This window comes from Rhodococcus jostii NBRC 16295, from assembly GCF_001894825.1.
GTDB lineage: Bacteria > Actinomycetota > Actinomycetes > Mycobacteriales > Mycobacteriaceae > Rhodococcus_F > Rhodococcus_F jostii.
In genome coordinates this window covers 19,303-27,625 of the sequence record NZ_BCWY01000104.1, presented here as the reverse complement: position 1 = coordinate 27,625, position 8,323 = coordinate 19,303, and the positions used below count along the sequence as shown (strand labels likewise).

The following is an 8,323-nucleotide window of genomic DNA, read 5'->3' as shown; positions in this document are numbered from 1 at the left end:
TAGATGAACGCCACCTTCGTCGGCGCGCCGATGGCACAGCGACTGCGGGTCTATCACCAACGCCTGCAGTAGTGCGTGACCACCTCGCCGTGGGATGTGGTGCCGGTACGAAAAAGGCTGTCGGGCCGCGCGTGTGATCTGATCGCCCCGAATGCGTGGGTCATCGACGACACCGGGTTCACCAAGGACACAACCGCTCGCCGGGCGTTGCGGCAGTACTCGGGCACCCTCGGCAGGGTCGGCAACTGCCAGATCGCGGTCAGCGCGCACGCCGCCTCCGATGCGGCCTTGGCACCGTTGGATTGGCGGCTGTTTCTCCCCGGGAGCTGGGACAATCGGTCCACCAACGACCCCGTCACGGTCGCGGCAATCCCTCGGCGCCGAGCATCACCGCTCCAAGTGGGAGATGGCGCTCGGGATGATCGAGTGGGCAGCGCCCGCTCGTCGCGGTCGCCGGCTACGGCGACACGACCGCCTTCCGGAAGCGCTGACCGAGCGCGGCATCAACGACGTCGTCGCCGTCAAGGGCCCGACCAGCGGCTATCCGGGCGACGCCATCCCGGAAACCGCGGCCAACAGCGTCCACAGACTCGGACCTACCCCGCGTTACCCGGGCCCGGCTGCGAACTGCTAGGACCTCGTCCTCGCCGCCGGACAAGGCCCTGCGGACCGTGACCTGGCGGCGCGGCAGCAAGGCCGACCCCGACAACCCCACCACGCCGATGGGCTCGCGGTTCGCCACGCTGCGGGTCCGCCCTGCGAAACCGCGATCTTCCCACGCATCGAGGACAGCACCGTGCCCGCGGTCTGGTTGCTTGCCGAGTGGCCCACCGGAGCCGACGAGCCCACCGACAACTGGCTCTCCACCCTGCCGGACACAGGACCCGTCGCCGAACTCGTGCGCCTGGCCGAGACCGCTGGCGCATCGAGCACAACTACCGGGAACTGAAAACGGTCTCGGATTGGATCGTTTCGAGGGCCGTTGTTGGCTGGGCTGGGACAGCCACGCCATCCTGGTCGCCACCGCTCACCTGTTCCTCACCACCCTGAGGATCACCGACCCAGAAGCGACGGGGCAGGACTGACGATCGACGAATCACGCGTGACCTTTGTTCGCGCATTTGCCCGTTGGATCGGTACCTGCCCACTGTGCCGCCACACCTTCCTACCTGACAAAGTCCCACTTGGAAACCTGTCGGACCGTCAGCCGCCTGGGCCGTTGGTTCGGTAGTGGCGCGGGTATGCGTTCGCCAAACTGCATATTTCGTCTTGGACACAGTTCGATTGAGGGATAACCTGCCACAATCGCTCGACGAACCGATGGGTCGTCATTCCGAAGCGCACAAGGATCTCCTCCTCGGGTGCGCCCCCGAATGGTGCCCACATGCTGGCGAATTCGATCAGGCGCTCCGCCTCGGTGTCAGGATGGTTGCGTTTACGGTTGACTTCGATCCAAGCGGCGCGACGCCTCTGACACAATTGGCGATAGTCACGAGGGTTCAAGGGAATTCACACATCTGATCGGGACTGCGGAAGCCTTCGACGCTTGGGACGTCGCCGCAGCGAGGGAGTACGGGGAGAGCCGGTCGCTCTCACCCTGACCGTCAAATTATATATGCAGACGCCGCACTAGCAGATGAGCAGCGCAGTAACCCATCTCGACTGATCGGTCAGCCACGGTGCTTTCGCCAGATGCGCAGGACTTCATCTGCGGTGGCGACGTCGTGCCGCGCCCTTTGGATCTTGATGGAGGCAGCGTGGAGCTCAGCGTTCTGCGCAGCGACTCGATCCTCGACGAGCACATTGTAGTAATCGTGATATGCGGCATCCCTATAGGTGGCTTCCACGCACCCGGGTGTTTGCTCTCCGATGATGACGACAGTTTGGATGCCGTTGGCTCGAAGGATCAGATCGAGGTTCGTCCTCGTAAATGCGCTCGAGCGGTGTTTGGTGACCACTGGTTCGCCGGGGAGGGCCTCGCACCCCTCAACGAACTCTGCGCCCCAAGTACCCTCGACCGAGCAGTCGCTGACGTTCGCGATACGACGCTTGGATCGGATCCAGGACGGCGAATCACTCTGACCATCAGGCAGGTCCACCATCCGCACGTGGACAATCTTGACGCCGAGGTCCCGTGTTTGGGCGAGAAAGTCCGCCGAGCCGGTACGCAGTGCCTCCATCGCCGAGATGTCAGTACCCGCCTGCGCGACTTTGCCATTTGGATGCATGAAGTCGTTCTGCAGGTCGATCGGGACTACAGCACACCAGTCAGGATTGAGGACTTCCTCCAGCGTTTCACATACGTCTTTTCCCAAAATTCGCTTCATCGTGTCACCTATCGCCATTGATGCGTAATCGTCGCATCTACGTGTTGTTGTGTTGTGTTGTTGTCTAGTCGGTCGGGTTCGCCGAGCCAGGAAGGCTCGACCCGGCCGGTCGGTTATCGAGCCACCATTGGGCGATCTCGTCACGACGCGCGATCCACACCCCTGGTTGCGTCTTTGCGTACTCGATGAATCGATCGACTGCCAACGACCTCGCAGGCTTTCCGGAGATCCGGTTGTGGAGGCCGACCGACATCATCTTCGGCACGGTCGCCGATTCGGCTAGCAGCACATCAAGGGAGTCCTTGAGGAAGGTGAAATACTCGTTCGCGTTGACAAATCCAGGAGCTCGCCAATAGCGGAAGTCGTTGGTGTCAGAAGAATACGGGAGAATCAGGTGGGGCTGACCGTTCACCTCGATGAAGTATGGGACGTCCTCGTTGTATTCATTCGAGTCGTACAGGAACCCTTCCTCAACGAGCAGTTCGCGCGTCTGATCTTTCAGTCCATTCTTCGCGAACCATCCTGTCGGCCGGACTCCCGTCGTACGTTCGAGGGAGTCAGCCGCCAACCGGATGCGAGCCCGGTCGTCGTCCCGGTTCAGATTGAGGTGGTCTTCCCATCGGTAGCCGTGACTACAAACTTCATGCCCCCTGCTTGCGATGGCCTTCGCAACCGATGGATTCTTCTCCAGCGCCATACCGCAGGCGAAGAACGTCGTTTTGATCTGATGCTTGTCGAACAAGTCCAGCAATCGCCACACACCAGCCCTGCTGCCATACTCAGTGAAGGACTCGATTGTGTAATTGCGTACGCCCGGACCCAGATCGAACTCGCCCCACTCACAGATGGTCTCATCGACACCATCGCCTTCGCGAACGGTTCGTTCTGACCCTTCTTCATAGTTGAGCACAATGGAAAGCGCGAGCCGGTTGCCACCCGGCCACTCGAGAACCGGTGGCTTCCCTGCGTACCCCACATAGTCGCGTTGCATTTTCGACTCCTTTTTTGAGCGATCAGGCTGTTCGAGACGATTGTCTGCACAGCGAGCTGTTTCGGGTGGCGATCTCGGAGCTTCAATTCTTTGGATGCTGGTGCCCACGGGCGGGATGCTGGTTCATCTCGCGGCGATACTTCAGGATTCTGCTCTGCATCCCCAGAGCCACGACACCGACGAGTTCATTCTTATCGTGGTATTCGATCAAGAATGAGTCCGAGGTGAGCGAACCGGCAATCACTCGGTAGCTAGATGCCTGTGAGGGCATGCCGACCGACTGCACCCTAATCCCGAACTGGTCTGACCAAAAGTATGGGACAGTCTCGAACGGCTCTGCGGCCTTGCCGGCGGCGTCCGCAAGCAAGGTGTGAACTGCAGCCGAACCCTGCTCGGACGCGTTAGTCCAATGCTCCAACCGCATCATCGAGTGCCCATAACGGCCATTTGGCCACCTCGCGACATCGCCGGCGGCTGTAATGCCCACGGCTCCTGTCACGCGGAGGGACGCATCACAAAGGACCCCGTCATCGAGGTCGACTCCCGAACTGACCAACCAATCAGTCGCTGGCGAAGCGCCCAGGCCAAGTACCACCAGATCTGCCGAGAGTACCGACCCGTCAGTCAGGACCACATGCTCGCTTGTCACGCCGTGCTCCAGTGCCCGAAGGCCGACCCCGAGTCGAAGTTCGACACCGTTTCTGCGGTGCAGGGACGCGATGGCATCGCCTACCTCAGGGCCAACAGCACGCTTGAGGAGGTGGGACTGCGCCTCTACGATCGTGACTTCTACACCGAGCTGACGACAAGCGGAGGCAACCTCACAACCGATAAAGCCGCCGCCAACGACCACTACGTGTGCTGCGTGTTGAAGCTGCGTTGTTAGGGCAGCCGCGTCGTCGAGACTGCGCAGCACATGAACTCGTGAGCCGTCCGGCTCTAATCCGGCAATCTTCCTTGCATGCGTGCCAGTTGCGATGACAAGACCGTCAAAACCTAGTGTGCCCCCGCCCTCGAGGGTGATCTCACGGCGGGCGATATCGAGTGATCGAGCCGGCTCTCCGAGCATCCACTGCACATCGAGGTCGTCGATGCGCAATGCGGCTTGGTCGGCATCGAGTGTCCGCAACAAGACCTGTTTTGAAAGCGGCGGGCGTTGATACGGGAGGTGCCTCTCATCGCCAACCATCACGAGGGAACCTGCGAAACCTTCTCGTCGGGCGGTCTCAGCAGCGCGCAGTCCAGCCAAGGATGCGCCCACAATAACCAGGCGATCCATCTCTAAGGCTCCAATCGAATCGCCTGAGCCGGACACGCCATCGCTGCATCCCGAACCATTTCAGAGTCACCGCCGGTCGCGTCTTCGGCATACTCAAGATCACCAGAATCGTTGAGCGCAAACACTTGTGGAGCAATGAAAGTACATTCACCGTGGATCTCGCAGAGTGATCTGTCCACCGAGATTCGCATTCTGGGTCCTTTCAATCAATCGGCTGGGACGGCGTGCGGGGGTTGAAGTCCAGGAGCAACTCGTCGAGGCCTCGAGTCCATACGCCACTCTCGCGAGGCGCGAAACCTTCCTGGTACTTCACGTCGCCCATCGAGTCCAGAAGGAGCCCGACGCCAATCTCAACTTCCGCCTTCGAAAGCATCGCGCCGACACAGAAGTGACGTCCGAGGCCGAATGCTGTGTGGTTCGCGCCGGCGGAATACGCCTTTGCCGTGTCGAGATCGGGCCGAAAGATGTCAAACCTTCCTGGATCGGCATACTTCCTGGGGTCACGGTTCGCGGCGCCAATCAGCAATATGACATCCTTGCCCGCTTCAATCCGCGTGCCGGCGATCTCAACATCCTGTTTCACCCGCCGACCAAACATGTGTCCGGGAGGCGAGAATCGAAGCGTCTCGGCAAAAGCCGACGATATCAACGACCGGTCCCTCTTCACAGCCTCGAGTTGCTCAGGGTTGTCCAAGAGGTTGCGAAATATGCTGCCAATTGAGCTGTCAGTTGTTTCACCCGCGGAGACGAACAGCACGCTGCAGAAGGAGTTGATCTCTTCGTCAGTGAACCGGGTTCCGTCGATCTCCGCGGTACAGAGTGTGCTGAGTAGATCAGCACCTGGGTTCTGCCGTCTCTGCGAAATCAAAGGCAGCATGTACTCGCGAAATTCTACTTTCGTCTGCATCGCCAATGCGGTAATTGCGGGATCCCCTGCAACGTTCTTGATGAACCCGAACATCGTCTTGTACCAGACCCTGAACTCGTCGCGGTGGTCGCTCGGTAGGGCCAGCATGTCCATGATCACGTTCACCGGATACAGGCGTGTGAATTGCGAGACCAGATCGACACTGCCATCTCGCCTGAACGAGTCGATTAGCTTCTTGGCGCCCGCATCGATTAGTGGAATGTACTTCTCACTCAGCTCATGTCCGCGAAAGGCGGGCGTTACCACGCTCCGGTGCACTGTGTGCTCTCGTCCGTCCATCTGCAGCATTGTTCGGCCGTGCAGCGGTTCGATCTGATCCGCATAGTGTTCGGAGGAAAAGACGGTGGCATCCTTGAACGCCCGCGACACATCCTCGTAGCGACTGATGATGTAACGCCCTAATCCATCATGCCAGAGGACGGGATAGTCCTCTCGCAGAATCTCGTATGCGCTATACGGATCGGCCTCGAATTCGGGCGAGAGGATGTCCGGTGCGCCCGCGCTGATCGTCATGCTGTGCTCCTACGTCAAAGAATTCGGTTTTCAAATGCGAGGCGGGTGTGACCCGTGGTACGAACCGCTAGTCAGTTGCTCAACGCGCGGATTGACCGCCATCGACGAAGACGACTTGTCCGGTAATCTGATCTGCGTTGTCACTGGCCAGAAACAAGACAGTGTCGCGGATATGATCGGCCTCGACCCTCCACTTCGGTCCCGGGAAGTTGCCATTCTCGGAGAACTGCTCGAACGCAGCTTCAGCGGTGATTCCAATCTGTTGAGCAATGCCGCTAACCATGGCCGAGTCATGGTCGGGTCCGGACCGAAGGCTGGCGGGCGCGACTGCGTTCACATTGATCCCGAACTCCGCAAGCTCGTACGCCCATGCGGACGTCAGGCCGTTGACGGCATGCTTGGCTGCGACATAGTGCGAGACCATCGCCATCCCAGTTCGGGTGGTTGCCGATGAGATGTTGATGATCTTGCCGCTCCGTCGACCGATCATGTTGGGGATCGCGTACTTGGCGACGTAGATCGGCCCCTTCACCATCGTGTCGATAAGGGCGTGCATAACGTCACTGCGCATCTCGTGTATCGCATCGAGCGCTACCAGACCTGCGTTGTTCACGATCACATCAATACGCCCGTCGAACGCATCAAGTGCATGATCGACCGCGCGCTGTACCTCCGCTTCGTCCCTCAGGTCGCAACTCAGTGCTACACCCTGGCGACCGATAGCGACAATCGAGTCGACGGTCTCCGTAAGCATCGCCGAAGTCGATAGCGGGTACAGCCCCTCCATCGGTCCAGGCACATCGAGGGCGGCGACGTTTGCACCCGCGTGCGCGAAGGCGATCGCACACGAGTGACCCACACCTCTTGCGGCACCGGTAATCAGGACGTTCTTGTCGGCCAATCCCCGTATCGCTGCCGTCATGTAATCTTCCTTGCTCTGAGTTGGTGGTTTCGTCCGACCGGCCGGTGGCTGCACCTGCGCGATACCATCGGCCGGCTGGCCGGGCTACACCTCACCGTGCGCGGCCACATGCATCTCGAACTCCGCAAATACCTTGTTCCGCAGAGGAACAATGCCGAGGTACTCGCCTTGAAGGAATAGAAGCTCCACCACGGATCGGTCTGGAAAGTCGATCACCATAAAGAGATCGGGCCTTGCCCTCCCATAGATGGTCTTCTCGACGAGCTGCCGCCGGACCACTGTGGCTCCGTGCCGAGCCAGAAACTCCCTCATGAGCGACGAATAGTCGTCGAAGTGTTGTTCGTACCCCGGGGCAAATGTTCCTTGGATCGCGACGGTCGCCCGCACGGCTCCCGAGTTCGCGCGAGTGCTCATCAGAGGTTGAGAATGCGGACTGCGTTGTCACCGAGAAGCTTGGCCTCGATATCCGGGGTGAAGCCGTGGTCACGCACCTGCTGGAGTGTCGGGCGAAAGGCCTGAACCGGGTGATCGGTACCCCACATGACTTTGTCCGACCCGTCGACGTTGTTCCATTCCTTCTGATTGATGTAGTCGAGAAGGTCCCGTTCCCAGTCGACCGGTGGATACGCGTCGGCGATGATGAATACGTTCTCGTAGTTCCTTGCGAGCATGCACATCTCGTTCGCAAAGGGTGTGCCGACGTGCAGGCCGACAAGCTTGAGCTCTGGGAAGTCGTAAGCGATGTCGTCCAGCAACGTCGGCCGTGCCACCATCTTGGCGTGAGCTCGAACCGACGGACTGCCGACTTGCATCGCGAACGGCACACCAAGCTCAGCGCATTTGGCGTAGATCGGATAGTAGCGCCGGTCGTTCACCGGCAGCCCGAACCAGTGGGGGTAACAGTGAACTCCCTTGAACCCAAGGTCACGGACTGCGTACTCGATGTAACGAAGGGTCTCCATCCCCTGTAGTGGGTTGATCCCGACCCAGCCGAAGACCCGATCCGGAAACTTGTCGATGAAGACCTTGACTTCGTCTGCGTGCACGAAGAGTTCCTGCCCGCCCACGTTCCAGACGTTCGAGATGAGACCAATCATGTCGATGCCCGCATCGTCCAAATGTTGGATGAGCGCGTCCGGATCCCAGCCCTTCTCGGGATCCCAACCTTCGCCCAGCCGCTGCTTGATGAAGATTCCCCCGAATGCAGAGTCATCCCATCCTCCCCCGATTCGGAAGTTCACCGCTACGTCGACAACCTTGGACACCTTCACTCCTTTCCTGGGGCCGCTGGGTCGATCGGCTCGTGCGATCGTCTCCAGTCAGCCTGTGGTGGATCTCACGTATGAGAGTCCCCCCGCAGACA

8 protein-coding genes and 1 pseudogene are annotated in these 8,323 nt (G+C 59.8%); 1 reads left to right on the top strand and 8 read right to left on the bottom strand.

Going from position 1 to position 8,323, the window contains the following annotated elements:
• Positions 1-27: 27 nt before the first annotated feature.
• Positions 28-1,085, top strand: a pseudogene (locus RJ1_RS49435) (IS701 family transposase); the annotation flags it as partial.
• A 585-nt stretch (positions 1,086-1,670) separates the two neighbouring features.
• On the opposite strand, the gene RJ1_RS38475 reads toward RJ1_RS49435, so the two are convergent.
• The 8 genes from RJ1_RS38475 to RJ1_RS38440 all read right to left on the bottom strand — a co-directional run bounded on the left by RJ1_RS38475 (position 1,671) and on the right by RJ1_RS38440 (position 8,225).
• Positions 1,671-2,327, bottom strand: coding sequence for a cysteine hydrolase family protein (locus RJ1_RS38475; protein WP_073368723.1), 657 nt, complete (start codon positions 2,325-2,327; stop codon positions 1,671-1,673).
• A 64-nt stretch (positions 2,328-2,391) separates the two neighbouring features.
• Positions 2,392-3,318, bottom strand: a complete 927-nt coding sequence (locus RJ1_RS38470) for a polysaccharide deacetylase family protein (protein ID WP_073368713.1) — start codon at positions 3,316-3,318, stop codon at positions 2,392-2,394.
• Positions 3,319-3,400: 82 nt separating this feature from the next.
• Positions 3,401-4,597 (bottom strand): NAD(P)/FAD-dependent oxidoreductase, encoded by a 1,197-nt coding sequence (locus RJ1_RS38465; RefSeq protein ID WP_073368711.1) that lies wholly within the window; start codon positions 4,595-4,597, stop codon positions 3,401-3,403.
• 2 nt (positions 4,598-4,599) lie between these two features.
• A complete protein-coding gene (locus RJ1_RS38460) occupies positions 4,600-4,788 on the bottom strand; it encodes a ferredoxin (RefSeq protein WP_073368709.1) in 189 nt (62 codons plus the stop codon).
• Positions 4,789-4,799: 11 nt separating this feature from the next.
• Positions 4,800-6,038 (bottom strand): cytochrome P450, encoded by a 1,239-nt coding sequence (locus RJ1_RS38455; RefSeq protein ID WP_073368707.1) that lies wholly within the window; start codon positions 6,036-6,038, stop codon positions 4,800-4,802.
• A 79-nt stretch (positions 6,039-6,117) separates the two neighbouring features.
• Positions 6,118-6,960 (bottom strand): SDR family NAD(P)-dependent oxidoreductase, encoded by an 843-nt coding sequence (locus RJ1_RS38450; RefSeq protein WP_073368705.1) that lies wholly within the window; start codon positions 6,958-6,960, stop codon positions 6,118-6,120.
• Positions 6,961-7,044: 84 nt separating this feature from the next.
• Positions 7,045-7,374 (bottom strand): DUF1330 domain-containing protein, encoded by a 330-nt coding sequence (locus RJ1_RS38445; RefSeq protein WP_074872809.1) that lies wholly within the window; start codon positions 7,372-7,374, stop codon positions 7,045-7,047.
• Entirely contained in the window at positions 7,374-8,225 is an 852-nt protein-coding gene (locus RJ1_RS38440; protein ID WP_143048862.1) for an amidohydrolase family protein, read from the bottom strand. Before RJ1_RS38440 ends, RJ1_RS38445 begins: the two co-directional genes overlap by 1 nt.
• Positions 8,226-8,323 lie beyond the last annotated feature (98 nt).

What these genes read in the sequence shown, in the direction of transcription:
- RJ1_RS38475 (WP_073368723.1), bottom strand. Translation starts at nt 2,327, where the DNA reads ATGAAGCGAATTTTGGGAAAAGACGTATGTGAAACGCTGGAGGAAGTC.
- RJ1_RS38470 (WP_073368713.1), bottom strand. Translation starts at nt 3,318, where the DNA reads ATGCAACGCGACTATGTGGGGTACGCAGGGAAGCCACCGGTTCTCGAG.
- RJ1_RS38465 (WP_073368711.1), bottom strand. Translation starts at nt 4,597, where the DNA reads ATGGATCGCCTGGTTATTGTGGGCGCATCCTTGGCTGGACTGCGCGCT.
- RJ1_RS38460 (WP_073368709.1), bottom strand. Translation starts at nt 4,788, where the DNA reads ATGCGAATCTCGGTGGACAGATCACTCTGCGAGATCCACGGTGAATGT.
- RJ1_RS38455 (WP_073368707.1), bottom strand. Translation starts at nt 6,038, where the DNA reads ATGACGATCAGCGCGGGCGCACCGGACATCCTCTCGCCCGAATTCGAG.
- RJ1_RS38450 (WP_073368705.1), bottom strand. Translation starts at nt 6,960, where the DNA reads ATGACGGCAGCGATACGGGGATTGGCCGACAAGAACGTCCTGATTACC.
- RJ1_RS38445 (WP_074872809.1), bottom strand. Translation starts at nt 7,374, where the DNA reads ATGAGCACTCGCGCGAACTCGGGAGCCGTGCGGGCGACCGTCGCGATC.